Source organism: Spirosoma migulaei, assembly GCF_054776855.1.
This window is the reverse complement of sequence record NZ_BAAHBG010000004.1, coordinates 114053-130542: the sequence shown is the minus strand read 5'-3', so window position 1 is coordinate 130542 and position 16490 is coordinate 114053. Positions and strand designations below refer to the sequence as shown.

Below are 16490 nucleotides of genomic sequence, written 5' to 3'. Positions count from 1 at the left end.
GAACGATCCCTGCAAGCATCAGCGCAAGGAAACCCAACACAATAAGCTGCCAGATCAAAAGTCCGGCGTCTGGAGTTAATAAATTCATTTCGCGTTTCTTTTTAGGAATAGTCGGCCATCAACTCCTGTAAAATCTTCTGGGCTGCCACTGAAATTACGGTGCCTGGTCCAAACACACCTTTTACGCCTGCATCATACAGAAACTGGTAATCCTGAGCCGGAATAACTCCTCCCGCAATAACGATGATATCGTCGCGGCCGATTTTCGTTAACTCCTCAATCAGTTGTGGTACCAGGGTTTTGTGCCCTGCGGCCAGGCTTGATACGCCGACAATATGCACATCGTTTTCGGCAGCTTGTCGGGCTACTTCGGCGGGCGTCTGGAAAAGGGGCCCCATATCGACATCGAAGCCTAAATCGGCAAAGCTGGTGGCAATCACTTTAGCGCCCCGGTCGTGTCCATCCTGTCCCATTTTGGCTACCAGAATTCGTGGCCGACGACCATCGAGTTCAGCAAAGCGATCGCTCATTTCGCGGGCAAGCCGGAAATTCTCATCGTCGGCTACTTCGGCAGAGTAAATGCCTGAAACGGCCCGAATTGTGGCCTTGTGTCGGCCAAAAGCTTTTTCCATAGCGTCAGAAATTTCGCCGAGGGTAGCACGGTGGCGAGCCGCTTCAATAGCCAGGGCAAGGAGGTTTTTAGCAGGGAGCAGGGGGCTCGGGGCAGGGGTGGGCTGGGGTTCCAGTGAGCTAAATGCAGCCTTTGTTAAAGCGGCCAGCGCTTGTTCAACCTGTTTCGTATTCCGGGTCTCCTTGATCGCTGTTAGTCGTTTGATCTGGCTTTCGCGCACCGCCTGATTATCAATGTCGAGTAAGTCAATGCTGGTTTCGGTTTCGGGTTTGTACCGATTGACGCCTACAATAACATCTTTTCCCGAGTCGATACGTGCCTGCTTGCGAGCGGCAGCTTCTTCAATGCGGAGTTTAGGGAGGCCCGTTTCAATGGCTTTTGTCATGCCCCCTAACTGTTCAACTTCCTCCATCAACGCCCATGCTTTATCGACTAATTCTTTGGTCAGAAACTCAACGTAATACGAGCCGCCCCAGGGATCAACAGCGCGGGTAATGTCGGTTTCGTGTTGAAGATACAATTGCGTGTTGCGGGCAATTCGAGCCGAAAAGTCGGTCGGGAGCGCAATGGCTTCATCCAGTGAATTTGTGTGAAGACTCTGGGTGCCACCCAGCACAGCGGCAAGTGCTTCGATGGTTGTCCGGGCTACATTGTTAAAGGGGTCTTGTTCGGTCAGGCTGTAGCCCGAGGTCTGGCAGTGTGTGCGTAACGCCAGCGATTTTGAATTTTTGGGTTCAAATTGCTTCACAATTTTCGCCCACAGTAACCGACCAGCGCGCAGTTTGGCAATCTCCATGAAGTGATTCATCCCGATCCCCCAGAAGAACGACAGACGAGGGGCAAAGTCGTCGATACTCATGCCTGCCCGTAGTCCTGTGCGTATGTACTCAAGCCCATCGGCCAGGGTATAGGCCAGTTCGAGTTGGGCGGGTGCGCCCGCTTCATGCATGTGATAGCCGCTGATGCTGATGGAGTTGAACTTCGGCATATGCTGGCTGGTGTATGCGAAAATATCACCAACGATGCGCATAGAGGGTTCGGGTGGATAGATATACGTATTCCGCACCATAAACTCCTTCAAGATGTCGTTTTGAATAGTGCCTGAGAGCTTTTCGGGCGGGACGCCCTGTTCTTCTGCCGCTACGATATAAAATGCCATAATAGGCAGTACGGCCCCGTTCATGGTCATCGACACCGACATCTGATCCAGGGGGATGTGATCGAAGAGGATTTTCATGTCTTCGACCGAGTCAATGGCTACGCCCGCTTTGCCTACATCCCCCACTACGCGCGGGTGGTCGGAGTCGTATCCTCGGTGGGTGGCTAAATCGAACGCAACGGAAAGCCCCTTTTGGCCACCCGCCAGATTGCGTCGGTAGAAGGCATTCGACTCCTCGGCGGTTGAGAATCCCGCATATTGCCGGACAGTCCAGGGTTGGCGGACGTACATACTGGCGTAAGGCCCCCGTAAAAAAGGAGGAATTCCGGCTGCGTACTGTAGATGACCAGCGCTGGAAACGTCGGCAACCGTAAAGCGGGATTTGAGTTTGATTCCTTCGGCGGTGGTGTAAGGCACAGAGGCATTGGGTTTGCTGGGAAGTCCCTGCTCCCTGCTCGCAGCCTCTTGCTCGGTTATTGTGTTGAAATCGGGTCTCATACTGTATGGATTTACTCAAACGCCTGCGCCAGTCGTTGATTGGGCAATAAACCTTCCTTATGTTCAGACCCCTTGTACGGTTGATCTCCGGGTTCATCGGATCGGAACTTCGTTACGCCTACCAGCACCTTTCCGTTTCGTACTGCCTCTACTTTCGCCTGATAGGCTTGCTCAAGCTCAGTTGAAATGAACCCACTCGCTAACGCCTTCGCAAACCCGCCTTGCTGTTCAACATCCAGAAATAAGGTCCAGGCAGTTTCTGTTAGCTGCTGTGTCAAATTCTCAATGTAATACGACCCTGCCGATGGGTCGGCTACTCGGTCTAAATAACTCTCATCTTTCAACAGCAGTGAAACGTTCCGGGCAATCCGTTCGGAGAAATCACGGTTTGCCTTTTCCTGATCTGTCATTTCGGCTGATCGACCTAAAACGGTATCATACGGATGAATCGTCAGTACATCACATCCACCGATAACGGCAGCCATCGATTCGGTAGTTGCCCGAAGCAAATTGGTATAGGGCGTGGCAGTAGCATCGTAAAAAGTAGAGGTTTGGGCGTGGATGACTACTGGATAATGACTACTGGATACTGGATAATGGATAATGAAGCGACTAAAAAGCACCCTTAATGAACGAAGCTTGGCAATTTCAAGAAAGTAACTCGTTCCGATAGAGAGTGAAATGATCGTTTTCGGAATGAGTTGATCAATCGTTAGTCCTTCATTGGTCAACAGGTCGTAGCTATCAGCCAGTGAAGCCAGTGTAAAGGCCAGTTCCTGTGTGGCTGTGGCCCCGGCATTATGGAAGTCATGGCTGCTGGCGCAGACCGTCCGGAACTGGGGCGAGTCGGCGGTTAGTCGCGTCACTTCGGCCATGGTTATATCCGTGTTTGTGAGTAACCCACCTTTGAGCTGGTAGGGCGCAACGGTTTTTAACGAACGAACCAAATCGACCCAGTTGATGCCTGCTGTTTCGGCACTGAGACGAAAAAAAACAGGCGTTTCACTAAGTTTAATGCCATTCAACAAAGGTATTAAATCGGGTCCTTTGGCTAACGTAAGCACCAGGGCATCGGCTCCACGGGTAAGCGCATCCCGAAGCCGGATATTATCCGCTTTTTCATTGGCAATAAATCGTTCTGGGGCAGTAAGCCAGCCCGGAACCTGCTTCTGAGCTTCCTGAATCGTAGCTAAGGGTAGGTCGGAAAGATCAGCGGCAGTATAGTAGGGCTCCAGTGTGAAGCCCTCGTCTGTATGCCAGCGAAGGGTCTCGTAAGCGCCCTCGGTTTTTAATTCTTTCTGAACCTGCGCCTGCCAGGCCGATTTGTCGGTAGCCGGAAATAAGGACGAAGAAGGTGGCTCCATCAGCTATGGTTGAAATGATATATAGGTAAAAGTAATCTATAAATTCGAACACGATACAACCCCCGACCATTATCAGCAATGTTGGACCAGGTGCTGTAATCCAGCAAGACAACTAGGAACCGCTTATACCATTTTTAGTAGCCGTAAACGGAAAGTTAAAAAAAAGCGATGGCCTAGCAGTTGGAAATACGCAGGTGTATAACCTTCTATATCAACTAAAGATTACAGCTACAGCCAGTCTGTAAAGTAGGGAATGCCGGCTTAAAATTGTACACTTGATTAAGTGTCTATATTTTTATTGGTCAATTCACACGTTCTGTTTTCAACATGCGTATCAATTCATTTATATCATGAAAATCTGGCTTATTGGTGCTTTGCTCCTATCTTATTTTGCAGAAGCCCAACAGCCTATCTATAAACCGTTCGAAGTTGATAGTATGGCCGAGCCTCGCGGGGGGCAAAAGTCAATTGATTCTTATGTACGAATCAGTTTACGAAAACCAGTGACTGCCTTAAAGCTGGGATTGGCAGGTCGGGTGATTGTTACCGGAACCGTTGAGCCGAATGGTTTTGTATCGGGCGTTAGCGTATTGCAAGGTTTACAAGCTGACTGTGACACTGAAGCCGTTCGGGTATTTTCTACTTTTAACGCGTGGAAACCAGCACTAAAGGCTGGCAAGCCAGTTCGCCAACAGGTAACATATCCCGTTGTCTTTAAGCCCAATAAGCCATTTATTTATGAAAATGGTGCCCAAATCAACTATTATGACAAGAATAAGGGGCTTGTTGATTCGACCACCTGGAAAACTCGATACAAACTCGTTAAACCTGTAAAACCAAACTGGCTTCCGTCTGGCGATATGGTTTTATATAAAAGCAAAGGTGCTACGTCATGGATAGAGGATACACGTTACAAGCTTGTTCGGGAGGAGCTTACGAACAAAACACCAACAGGGAAACGCATTACCCGATTAAGCTATCGAACACCCACCAATGAACTGTTTGATAAGTCTTACGAAATAGACGAAGATGGTATCATGCTCAGTTCAATTAGTTATGATAAGAAGGGCGAGCCCTTCGACCTGTTCAGCTATGCTCCCAACGGTGCTTTACTTGAAGTAACCCGAAATTATAGATCAACAGTAAAGCTCAGTAATACTGGGTTGGTTAATAGCTGGAAGCCGACCCTGATAAAGCATGTAATGTCCTGGTATCCAACAGGTCAGGAATACGCTATAATCGTCTATGAGCAACCTGACCAGCTTCCGCAAATCATATCTATGCGGGATAGTACAGGCCTTGTGTTAGTGGATAAAGGGTATGGTACAGCTATTTTTCTAGCTATAAAGACCTCTCACCTAGACACTACCCGGAAAACGCTCTTTACAGAAACTGGTCCAGTGGAAGGAGCATTCAAGCAGGGAATTTGGACGGGCCGCTACGCCGACGGTTCGTATTTTTATGAAGAACAATATGATAAAGGAATCTGTCGGGCTGGGAAAGCCTGGGCAGTTGGACGTGATACCGTGCGTTACACAACCTTAGAAAATCCACCAGAATTTCAGAATGGTATGGCTGGCCTGGAGCAATTTCTAAGAAAGAACCTGCGTTACCCGTTCGATACTAAGCTGACGAAGACCCAAAATAAGGTATTTGTCAGGTTTATGGTTGGGGCGGATGGTACATTGACTGAGTATGAGGTGACTAAACCTGTTCATCCAGAATTGGATCAGGAGGCTATCCGGATTGTAAGCCTGATGAGTGGGCTCTGGAAGCCGGGTATTCGGCGGGGAATGGAGGTTCGCATGAATTATACGGTGCCGATCAATTTTAGCCTGAACTGACTTTTATGAAATCATAATGGATTTTGTAGAGGTTAGCTATCCTACGCAAGCTTATTCTTCAGCTAAGGGCTCTGCTTCTGATGGCAATAGCAATCTTTTTATCTTTTCGGGAGAAAACTGCGTTTATTGCCGCTTAATGGATACCCTGATTGTATTATTCAAAGGGATTTAAATCGCCCTTTGACCTTCCCGATGAATGGCGTAATTTTAGCTTAACATTGAAACGAAAGACAGCGGTGCTCAAAAAACCTGACGTCGTCTGTATGGCCGGGTCAGATATTTTCCCCATATTTGTCTCCCTTTTTTGCGACCCCAACCGTAATTGAAAATGTTCTCCCGTGAATGTAACTACTCAGCCAGGCATGCAGCGTGAAATAACGACGGTGTGGAATCGCTGTCTGACCGTTATTCGGGAGATCGTACCCGAACAAAGTTTCAATACGTGGTTCGAACCCATTGTGCCCCTGCGACTTAACGGTCATGTACTGACGATTCAGGTACCGAGCGAGTTTTTTTACGAATGGCTTGAAGAGAACTTTGTACATGCCCTGCGGAAGGCACTCGATACCGCAATTGGTCCCAATGGGCAGTTGGAGTACTCGATTATCGTCGATAAGGGGAATGCCCAAAACCGCCCTCTTACGGTAAACATACCCACTACGAAGTCAACCCAAACATCCAAACCGGATAACGTTAGCCCGGATCTGATCAAAAGTCCCTTTATTTTTAAAGATCTGGATTCGCTTACGCTCGATTCTTATCTGAACCCGACCTATACATTTGATAATTATGTAGAAGGTGATTGCAATCGTCTGGCGCGTTCAGCGGGGTACGCCGTTGCCGAGCGACCGGGTGTTACGTCGTTCAATCCGCTCATGATATACGGCGGTGTTGGTCTGGGAAAAACGCATTTGGTGCAGGCTATTGGAAACTACATCAAGAATAACAATCAGAACAAATTTGTACTGTACGTTACGTCCGAGAAGTTTACCAACCAGTTCCTGAACGCTGTTCGTAGCGACGGTATTCGCGACTTTACCTCCTTTTACATGCAGGTAGATGTGTTGGTGATCGACGATGTACAGTTCTTGCAGAAGAAGGAAAAAACGCAGGAAATCTTCTTCCATATTTTCAACCACCTGCACCAGTCCGGGAAGCAGATTATCATGACCTCCGACCGGGCTCCACGGGCGTTGGATGGCCTGGAAGATCGATTACTCTCCCGATTCAAATGGGGGCTATCGGCAGATTTGCAAACGCCTGATCTCGAAACGCGGATTGCTATCATTCAGAAAAAGCTCCAGGCCGAAGGCATTTATATTGAGAATAATGTAATTGAATACCTGGCACACAGTGTCAACACAAACGTACGGGAGCTGGAGGGGGTTATTGTGTCGTTAATGGCGCAGGCATCGCTGAATCGGCGGGATATCGACCTTGAACTGGCCAAGCAAACCCTGCGAAACATCGTCGTTGATTCAGACCGCGAAGTCACGATTGACTCGGTGCAGGAAGCCGTTGCCGATTATTTTAATGTGACAATTGCGGATCTGAAAGCAAAAAGCCGGAAGCGCGAACTGGTACATCCTCGGCAGATTGCCATGTATTTAGCTAAAGAAAAAACCGACCTGTCGCTCAAATCCATTGGTTATCATTTTGGTGGGCGTGATCATAGTACGGTTATCCACGCTGTTCAAACCATCAGCGACCTGGTAGCCAAACATGCCGAAACGCGCGATGCTATCGAGAAGCTGAAAGCCCAGTTTAAGTGATTTTTTTGTCGGTATGACAAAAACGCTGAAACTCATTCCCCGCCACCAACTCAATACTACGGCCTGGGACGCCTGCGTAGCCGATTCTCCCCAACGAATTCTGTATGGCTATTCCTGGTATTTAGATTCCGTACTGCCCGCACCTGACTGGAAATGGGTTGGACTTGTTTTGCCTGATGAATCAGGAGATACGTATCAGGCTGTTATGCCTGTTCCATTGCGTCGGAAAACGATCGCTGGAATTACGTACGAATGGGTGGTGCATCAGCCATTCTTCTGTCAGTTTCTGGGCGTTTTTAGTCTTGAAAAATCTATTGATTCAGGCCCGTTTCTTGCGTTGATGATTGGCCAGTTTCGGTATGGCTCGATCTACAATACATACCAACAGCCAGATGGTAGGCACGCTTCCCAATTGATCACTACCCACACGCTCGACCTTTCTGTTGGCTACGAGACTATCTACTATTCCCACGATCGTAAAACAAACCTCCATCGGGCTCATCGTGATTTCGATAAGGCTACTACCTGGACAATTACAGAATCGACCGACGTGGAGCCCTTGCTAACCTTGTTTCAAGCTAATCATGCTGATGCCATTGATGGGGGCGTAGCCAACTGGGCGTACGCTATTTTTAGGAGGCTGATGAATGAATTGAGCAAGCGCAACCTGACCATCTTGCGGTATGCTATGCACAAGGGAAACATGGAGGCAGGCGTCTTGTTCCTATGCGCAGGGGATCGGATTATATACCTCTTTAACGCAGCATCAGAACTCGGGCGGAAGGTAAACGCCCGCACGCTGTTGATTGATCAGTTGATTCAGGAGTACGCAGGAAAGCCAGCGATTTTTGACTTTGAAAGCCCAGAGAAACCATCCATTCGGGATTTTTACCGAAGTTTCGGAGCCGTTGAACAATCCTTCTGGACGCTACGCTGGAACCGATTGACAGTTGTGGAGCGAGGCTTAGTAAAGTTTAAAAGTTGGTTTTGATCATCATGAAAATCATGTAGTAAAAAGTCGTGCCACGGTTTAGAACTGTGGCACGACTTTTTACTACACGAATGCCAACCCGCTTAAAAAAACTTCAGTGCTTGTTTTAGGCCAACGTTTTGCTTCAGATCCATAACCATTGAGCCAACCCACAGGTCAACCTCAACTTTAACAGGCACTTTGTTTGTATCATCAGAAACGAAGATACGGATGGACTCTTCGTCCTTAAAGAGTTTATTCTGAGGAAGTACAGGATTTAATTTGATGACATTAATCTTACCAAACTTCGTTTTAACAACATCTTTACCCCGATAGCGAACCTTCATGTTATAGACGGTATCGTCGTAGAAAGCAGGAAGCTCAATGATCTGCCCATTGCTGATTCGGTTGAAGTCAAATGTTCGCAGGAAATAGTAACCGCTAATAAAGTCGTGGACGTTATCGGGTACTTTAAATATATCGCGTTCGGTGCGTTCCTCCGCCTTCACGGTGTTCGCTTCGTGGTTGAAGGTAATATTCTCTTCCTTCCGATAGCTGTTTTCCTGAAGGTTACTATAAAACTTTTGTGGAAGAATGGCCGAGGTGTCAATATAGGAACGCCAGGTATCGCGGATGCGCGTTACAAGGTCAAAAGCACCAACTGTGCGTCCATCCACATTAACGCGATAGCAGGGTCGCTCGTTAACTTTATAAACGGTTGGACTAACGTCCACGACAGCTTCGGCCGCGTTCAGGAACCCATAGTGAACCCGATACTCGAGGTGCTCACCAGGTCCAAAGCTGTTATTCTGCACACGCCGATACGTGTTCATTGCCATAAAGCCGGTGCTCATAACAGACAAAATACCGATGCCAATCAATAACTTCTTCATACTAAAAGCTACCCGTTAGCCGGGCTTCTTTATAAAGATGGATAGGTTTGTTTAAGGTATGCCAGATACTTTTTAAAATCTCCTCCAAATTGTTTCTCAAACTCCTGCCGAAATCGATTCTGTTGTTTTCGGTAGGTAAGATACCCAATGAAATACGCATTATTGGGTAGGTTTAGTTTTGTAAGACGCCGTTTTTTTACCAAACGTACACTTGCGTTGCTTCGCTGATCGGTTAATGTATCCGACAAATCAACGATTTGCTGAATCATTTTCCACTTCAACGAATCTTTGACTACAACGGGCATAGCTGGTTTAAACGTCTTGTACAAACTATCGAGCATCCGGGTGCCGTGCAAAACATGTTCATCGTAGCGTTCATAAAACGCTTTCGTGGCCAGATAGTTCTGATAAGGAACGGATGTCTTACCGTACTTCTGCGCCAGAAATCGCAAGGCTCCGTACTCTCCTACGAAGTCGGCCAGGTTTTCGTTGTATTCTAAACTATTTTTTACAAATAATGTGCCGTGTGTTAGTTCATGAATAATCAACTCGGCCAGGCTACCTTCCGGTCTATCCAGAAAGCTGGATAAAATCGGGTCATTTAAAAATCCTAATGTCGACCAGGCCGATACTTCACCAATACGCGTATCAAAGCCTTCTCGTTTCAATTCAGATACGGTCGAATCAGCCCGGTCTTTTTCAAAAAAACCCTTATACGAAAACGTACCTAGTATCGGGAATCGCCATTGTTTAGCAATGAGTTGATACGGTTCGGCTGCCGTAACCACCCATAAAATAGGCTTACCCTCCTGGTCATAAAATGATTCGTAACTGCCTGACTTATCCAAACCAAGCGAGTCTATAGCAAAACGCTTGATTTCTCGGATAAGTTCTATTTTTTTCTTTGCTGAGTCAGGGTACGTTTTGTCGCTTAATACCTCAACAACGGGTTTCGTATTCCATAAAATTCGCAATTGCCCCCGTGCCTGCATTAAGCCGTAGCTGACCAACTCCCACTGCCAGACAACTAAAACAGCCAGAACCCCTACAATGACAAGAGCAATTTTTTTGACCATAGGTTGGAAATACGCCTTAGAAATATCGTTACAAAAGTAAAGAACTGTATGCCTTAACTAAAAGATAAAATGCGGTAGGGTAACAGTTCAGCGTTGTCAAGTGTCGAAACGACTGGATAAGCGGTAATTGCGCTGAAGATTATCATAAACAAGAACCGGCCACACCTAAGCAGGTGGGCCGGTATGTTGAAAAATAGCTGAAAATTTAGGCCGAGTAGCCACGAGTCTCTACTTCCTGAACGGCTTCGCCAGTTAGATCATCTAAAAATTGATCATGAGTCATTGGCTTTGAAAACATCGGGAAGTTCTTCGCGCAGGCAAAAGCCTGCTCTTCTTCACTCAGGGTAGCCGTGCAATCGGTAAGGGTGATGACCTCAAAGCCTTTTTCGTAGCCCGAACGCATGGTCGATTCTACACAGCAATTAGTCAGAAAGCCTCCAAGAGCAATGGTTTCAATGCCCTTACTGCGTAAAATGAAGTCCAGATTCGTACTGGCGAAGGCATCTAAACCGCGTTTGCCTTCCAGTACAATATCGCCGGATTGTGGTGTCAGGGAATCAATAATGTCGACGCCCCACGAGCCTTTCCGGAACGACTGGCTATCAACTACACCTTTCAGAATGCCATAGGGATGCTTTGTAATTTCAAAATAGCCTTCCTGAAAGCTAATGGGCGAATGAATAACAACAGCTCCGGCTTCGCGGGCTTTGGCCACAAGGTCAAGCGTATTAGCCAGCATGTTCGTCGACTCCATAACCCCTTTAACGGCATCGTGCAGGCTACCTCCTGGCGATGTGAAATCGTTCTGGTATTCAATTAAAACAACGGCGGTTTTTTGCGGATTCATGGTAGTTCAGTTTGAGTGACTATTGATAACGAAAGGAGCTATAATCCCGTGTTTACTCCAACGCCTGGTACACAGCAATCCGAAATTTCTTCACAAAATCACCATAGTAGGTATACGGATGCACATTCGTGAAAATGAGCATGATAAGTTCTTCTTTCGGGTCGATGGTGAATTCGGAACAATACATGCCTCCCCAGTTGTAGGAGCCGGGAGAAGCCTGATCACCATAGTGGGAATTTTCGGTTATCAGCATAAAACCAAGTCCGAATTTATCTTTGCGATCCCATACTTCGGCAGCTCCGATTTGATTGCGAAGCATCATCTCGATGGTTTTTCGACCTAGAACCCGCTTGTTGTTGAAACTGCCCCCGTTGAGCAGCATCTGGCATAATTTAGCGTAATCTTCTACAGAACTAATTAAACCTGCTCCGCCTGAGAAGAATGTTTTTGCCCCCGACACGGCAAAGTTTCGGTATGCATCATTTGTGTGTACGGTCAACGGCTTGTCCATACTCGACTTGCTGTATAACTCCACCAAACGGCTGGCTTTGCTATCGGGCAAATAGAAATAGGTATCATTCATACCAAGCGGCTCCAGTACCCGTTCACGCATAGCTACATCAAAGGGTTTACCGGCTAGGATCTCGATCAATCGTCCAAGAATATCGATGTTAAGACCATAGGTAAAACCCGCGCCGGTGGAGTCCGTGCCAGGATCGCGAAGGAGTGGGCGTGTGGCGAGTTTATTAATGACATCGTCAAGTTTGTCGGGCGCAGTCGAATTAAAAAAGGGTACTTTGAACTCGGGCCGCTGGTCGAGGGGGTGTTCATAGGGGATACCGGCGTTGTGACTCAGTAACTGCCGAATCGTAATTTCACTTTTTGCCGGACGAGTTTCGTACTTACCACCAACAGGGTCTTTTTTATCATAGCTGACCAGTACTTTCGGGTTTTTGAAAGCCGGGATGTATTTCGAAATAGGATCGTCCAGCAAAAACTTTTCCTCTTCGTATAAGGTCATCAACGTTACGGTTGTGATGGCTTTCGACTGGGAGGCAATGCGATACAAATCATCACGTTTCAGGGGTGTTTTCTTCGCCAGATTGCTATAGCCAAACGCTTTATAGTGCACGATCTTCCCCCGATGCGCCACGAAGGTCACCGCGTTTGGGGCAATGTCTTTGTCGATTAGATTCTGTAACCAGGTATCCAGTCGTTTCAACCGGTCGGCAGAAAAGCCCGCTTCTGCGGGCGATTTTGCAGGCGTAAAGGTTTGCGGAAGGGGCTGGGCAAAAAGTGGGGTTGCGAAAAGGAGGAGTAAGAGCAGGCGCATTGTGGTTTGAGGTTTGAGGTTTACGGTGGCTGACGCAAAATTACTGATGCGTCAGCCACCGTAAACCTCAAACCTCAAACTATAAACATTCTACTTCTGGAAATCCCAGGCAACCACGACCCACGTCTCGCCAATGACTGGATCGTAAAACTCGTGGAGCGTTTCGAAACCCACGCGGGCGTGGGCACGTAATGAGCGTACGTTATTGGCCGAAATATCGGTGATCAGCAATTGATAGCGGTCGCCGTAGACGTCACGATGGTGCTGAAACATCCGATCAAATACGCGTTGCCCCCGGTAACCTTCGCCTACGCAAACCTGCCCCATTACGTACCAGGAATAATCCTGTAGCGGTTTGTCGTTGTAGTTCAGCGTGTTTATTAACGAGAAAAGAGGTAGTAATTCCGGTACATCGGCCCCAAATTCGGGAAGCATGGTCAGAGCGTACCCAACTACTGTATCGCCATCTTTGGCAATCACACTCGGGGCTGCCTGATTCATACGAGCCAAAACAACCGGGTCATGCTCAACCGTCACAAACCCCTGATCAACTTGCACATCGAGCGGTACATTCTTACGAAGATTCGCTTGTTGCAGCGTTAGAATACCCTGCACATCAGCATCGGACTGAACGGTGGTAATGGTCATGAGATGTTAATGTGTAATGGTTAATGTACAATGCATAATGAGCAGCATCTCGGTATTAGATATCCATTATTCATTGTACATTAACCATTACACATTTCTTTAAAAAAGTCGAATCTACTTCGGCACCGATACCGGGTGTTTCGGGCAGTTCAATTTGGTAGCCATTGTACGTTATACCGCCAAAAACTGGGTCTTCCGCATGTTCGAAACAGGCATCCAGATCATAGAAACGCACATTCTGACGAGCCGATGCAAAATGGGCATTCGCGGTTAAGGCCAACCGGGACTCCGACATGCACCCAATCATGCAGGGAATTCCGGCAGCTTCGCCAATGGCGTTGATTTTGAGCGCTTCAAAAATACCTCCGCTCTTCGAGAGTTTGATATTGAAATAATCGACAGCTTCCTCTCGTACAAGCCGAATAGCATCGGGCGCATCGAACAGGCTTTCGTCGGCCATGATGGGTACTGTCGTTTTCTGCCGAATTTGACGCAGACCGGCAATGTTATGTTTTTTAATAGGCTGCTCGCAATACTGCACATTCCAGTCGCCAATGGCCCGTAAAACACCCGTCGCTGTTACAACATCCCAGCCCTGATTCGCATCGGTACGGATGGGTGTTTTATCGCCAATCGCATTTCGAATGGCTTCTACGCGTGCGATATCATCCTGCAAATTCGTGCCCAGTTTCACCTTGATGGCCTCGGCACCCTTCGCCTGAATTCGTAGCGCATCTTCCACCATGCGTTCAGGCGTGTTGATGTAAATAGTCTCGTCGGTTACGAGGGTACGCTTTTCGCCACCCAAAAACTGGTACAGCGGCATTCGGGCAGCTTTGGCAGCAATATCATAAAGCGCCATATCGAAGGCTGAGCGGGTGGTGGGGTGGGCCGGTAAGTAGCGCGTCAGGGTGTTGATACAACCCTCAATGTTGAGCGGACTTTGGCCAATCAGCAGCCTGGCCATATCATCCGCAGCCGCCAGTCCCGATGCCTGAGTTTCGCCAGCAATCATCCACAAATGCGATCCTTCGCCCCAGCCCGTAATGCCTTCATCGGTCTGAATCTCGACCAGGATGTTCCGGGCGTTTTCAATGGTACCGAGCGAAATAGCAATGGGCGCTTTGAGCGGAATGTCGTAGCGGTAGAGGTTGATTTGGGTTATTTTCATTGATATTAACCGCAAAGGGCGCAAAGGTTAACGCAAAGAGCGCGAGGTTAATTTTACATTGCGATCTTCGCGTAACCTTTGCGCCCTTTGCGGTTAAAATACTAATTTGGGAATTGGCTCTTGTCCAGGCCGGGAATAATGCGCAGGGCATTTTTATAATACACCTTCTTCAACACCTCATCGGGTAGTCCCATGCCGTACATACGCCAGAACGCGTGGTACTTTTTGTGGTAGGGGAAATACTCGTCATCGGTTTCGAGGACACGGAAATAGGTTGCGTATTCGGAAGGTACCCAGCTGTCTTTACCGAATAGAATCCGATCCTGATATTTCTCAAAAAACTTCCGACTGGCTCGTGGCTGCCGACCTAGTTCCGCGATAACGGCCCCAATCTCAACGTTCATGTTTGGAAACACTTTCATCAGACTGTCGAGCTTGTTCAGATCATTTGGGTACCAACCCATGTGAGCGGCAATAAACACCGTTTTTGGGTGTTTCCGGAATACGTTGTGCTGTTCGGCGATGAGTTGTTCCCAGGGGACAGGATCATTTGGAGAGCGCTTGCGACCGGCGTGGAGCTTGAGTTCAAGCCAGCGTTCGTTATACCGGTCCATCGGGTCCCAGAACGATTTTGGATCGGCGGTGTGAATCAAGACCGGAACGCCTAATTCACCACACTTTGCCCAGACGGGATCTAAACGCGGATCATCCACCCGAACGCGATTACCTTTATCGTCTTTGACGTTTAACCCTAAATTTTTGTAAATCTTCAGGCCTCTTGCCCCCTTTTTTACGTCTTCTTCGAGGGTTTTTACAGCCTGAGCTGTCCATCCTTTATCGTTGACATCGCCAAAGTTGAGGTTGGTAAATAGAGCAATCCGTTTCGGATTGGTTTTCTGGACGTTCGCCAGGGCGCTCGTGAAAAACTTGGTGCTTTCGGTTTCACTATTGCTGAAGCCGCGCCCGCTCAGGTTAATCATCAGGCCCATGTTCAGGTTGTCCATCTGGGCAATTAGCTTGCTCAGATCTTCATTATCCATCTGATATTGATGGTTGTGGACATCAATAAATGGGTATTTTGATCGGGTCAGTTTATGTTCCGGCACTTTCAGCGTGGAAACGGGATCGTATTCCTCGAATCCAAGTGGCTCAGGGGGTTGATTCGTCTTTGTGGACTGGCCACAGGCAACTACTCCTAGTAAAAGGAAGGCTGGAAGGTAAAGCAGGTTTTTCATAAAGAGGCTGTATTTGAATAAATGGATAACGTAAAATGGATAATGCATAATGAGCAATCGGGGCCACCCGTGCAGTATAATGCTAAGTTTCTGATTGTTAATGGAAAATCATTACCCATTCTACCGCACGGGCGGCCCCGATTATTCATTATCCATTTATCTATAAACTAATCCCTAAATATAAGCGCCACGCAATGAGCGGCAATACCTTCGCCCCGACCTACAAACCCAATGTGCTCCGATGTGGTGGCTTTTATGGAAATATCGTCTTCGGGAATGGCCATCACTTCTGCCAGACAGGTCTTCATGGCCGGAATATGTGGGTTGAGTTTCGGTTCCTGAAGCACAACTGTTACGTCCACATTCGAGATCTCGTAGCCAGCGCCCCGAACCATTCGGAGAACTTCAGCCAGCAATAATTTACTGTCAACACCTTTCCAACGCGGATCTTTATCCGAAAAATGGTAGCCAATGTTGCGCATGTTGGCGGCTCCGAGCAGCGCATCGCACAAAACATGGCAAACCACATCGGCATCCGAATGGCCCACTGGCCCAAATGTACTCGGAACCAGAATGCCCCCCAGCCAGAACGGCCGACCCTCTTCGAGCCGATGAACATCGTACCCTTGTCCTACGCGAATTTTCATGCAACTCGGTAATACAAGGTCGAGCAATTATCTTTCCGCAAGACTTGTTTGGCCATCGCCTGAATCGCATCGGGCGTGACGGCCTGAATCTGAGCAGCCTCCTGATTAACTAAGTCTGGATTCCCCGCATTAGCCGCGAAGGCAAGGTTCATGGCCCGGTTTAGTAGTTCAACTTCCGAGAAAGCGAGTGTGGCTTCTGCCTGATTTTTCACTTTAGCCAGCTCATCCTCCGGTACGGGTTTTTCTATCAATTCCTGCACCACGGATTCCACCGCGGCATCGGCTTCTTCAAGCGAAACTCCTTTGTTGAGGTTGCCCTGAACCACTAGCAAACCAGGGTCGATGGACGATGTAATGTAGGCGTTGATACTGCTGAACACTGGGTTATCGCGTAAGAGTTGT

13 protein-coding genes and 1 pseudogene are annotated in these 16490 nt (G+C 47.9%); 3 read left to right on the top strand and 11 right to left on the bottom strand.

Going from position 1 to position 16490, the window contains the following annotated elements:
* Positions 1-101 precede the first annotated feature (101 nt).
* Both scpA and ACYVGO_RS05145 read right to left on the bottom strand, forming a co-directional pair.
* Positions 102-2288 (bottom strand): methylmalonyl-CoA mutase, encoded by a 2187-nt coding sequence (gene scpA, locus ACYVGO_RS05150; protein ID WP_460968055.1) that lies wholly within the window; start codon positions 2286-2288, stop codon positions 102-104.
* A gap of 11 nt (positions 2289-2299) precedes the next feature.
* Positions 2300-3652 (bottom strand): methylmalonyl-CoA mutase family protein, encoded by a 1353-nt coding sequence (locus tag ACYVGO_RS05145; RefSeq protein ID WP_460968053.1) that lies wholly within the window; start codon positions 3650-3652, stop codon positions 2300-2302.
* A gap of 350 nt (positions 3653-4002) precedes the next feature.
* Between ACYVGO_RS05145 and ACYVGO_RS05140 the strand changes: the two genes are divergently transcribed.
* The 3 genes from ACYVGO_RS05140 to ACYVGO_RS05130 all read left to right on the top strand — a co-directional run bounded on the left by ACYVGO_RS05140 (position 4003) and on the right by ACYVGO_RS05130 (position 8259).
* A complete protein-coding gene (locus ACYVGO_RS05140; RefSeq protein WP_460968051.1) occupies positions 4003-5496 on the top strand; it encodes an energy transducer TonB in 1494 nt (497 codons plus the stop codon).
* A 362-nt stretch (positions 5497-5858) separates the two neighbouring features.
* A complete protein-coding gene (dnaA, locus tag ACYVGO_RS05135; protein WP_142775718.1) occupies positions 5859-7268 on the top strand; it encodes a chromosomal replication initiator protein DnaA in 1410 nt (469 codons plus the stop codon).
* A gap of 13 nt (positions 7269-7281) precedes the next feature.
* Entirely contained in the window at positions 7282-8259 is a 978-nt protein-coding gene (locus tag ACYVGO_RS05130) for a GNAT family N-acetyltransferase (RefSeq protein WP_460968050.1), read from the top strand.
* An 83-nt stretch (positions 8260-8342) separates the two neighbouring features.
* On the opposite strand, the gene ACYVGO_RS05125 is transcribed toward ACYVGO_RS05130, so the two are convergent.
* The 9 genes and pseudogenes from ACYVGO_RS05125 to ACYVGO_RS05085 form a co-directional block, all read right to left on the bottom strand.
* Positions 8343-9131, bottom strand: coding sequence for a DUF3108 domain-containing protein (locus tag ACYVGO_RS05125; RefSeq protein ID WP_142775716.1), 789 nt, complete (start codon positions 9129-9131; stop codon positions 8343-8345).
* 29 nt (positions 9132-9160) lie between these two features.
* The gene (locus ACYVGO_RS05120; RefSeq protein ID WP_460968047.1) at positions 9161-10207 is read right to left on the bottom strand and encodes an aminopeptidase; all 1047 of its coding nucleotides are present in this window, start codon (positions 10205-10207) and stop codon (positions 9161-9163) included.
* Positions 10208-10412: 205 nt separating this feature from the next.
* Positions 10413-11054 (bottom strand): cysteine hydrolase family protein, encoded by a 642-nt coding sequence (locus ACYVGO_RS05115; RefSeq protein WP_460968045.1) that lies wholly within the window; start codon positions 11052-11054, stop codon positions 10413-10415.
* A gap of 52 nt (positions 11055-11106) precedes the next feature.
* Positions 11107-12387, bottom strand: coding sequence for a serine hydrolase domain-containing protein (locus ACYVGO_RS05110; protein WP_460968043.1), 1281 nt, complete (start codon positions 12385-12387; stop codon positions 11107-11109).
* Positions 12388-12477: 90 nt separating this feature from the next.
* Positions 12478-13035: a GNAT family N-acetyltransferase gene (locus ACYVGO_RS05105; protein ID WP_460968041.1), complete on the bottom strand. Its 558-nt coding sequence runs from the start codon at positions 13033-13035 to the stop codon at positions 12478-12480.
* A 70-nt stretch (positions 13036-13105) separates the two neighbouring features.
* Entirely contained in the window at positions 13106-14206 is a 1101-nt protein-coding gene (locus ACYVGO_RS05100; protein WP_142775712.1) for a mandelate racemase/muconate lactonizing enzyme family protein, read from the bottom strand.
* Between the two features lie 101 nt (positions 14207-14307).
* Positions 14308-15441, bottom strand: coding sequence for an amidohydrolase family protein (locus ACYVGO_RS05095; protein WP_460968039.1), 1134 nt, complete (start codon positions 15439-15441; stop codon positions 14308-14310).
* 167 nt (positions 15442-15608) lie between these two features.
* Entirely contained in the window at positions 15609-16088 is a 480-nt protein-coding gene (gene ispF / locus ACYVGO_RS05090; RefSeq protein WP_460968037.1) for a 2-C-methyl-D-erythritol 2,4-cyclodiphosphate synthase, read from the bottom strand.
* A pseudogene (locus ACYVGO_RS05085) lies at positions 16085-16490 on the bottom strand (insulinase family protein); the annotation flags it as partial. The pseudogene ACYVGO_RS05085 and the gene ispF, both read right to left, overlap by 4 nt.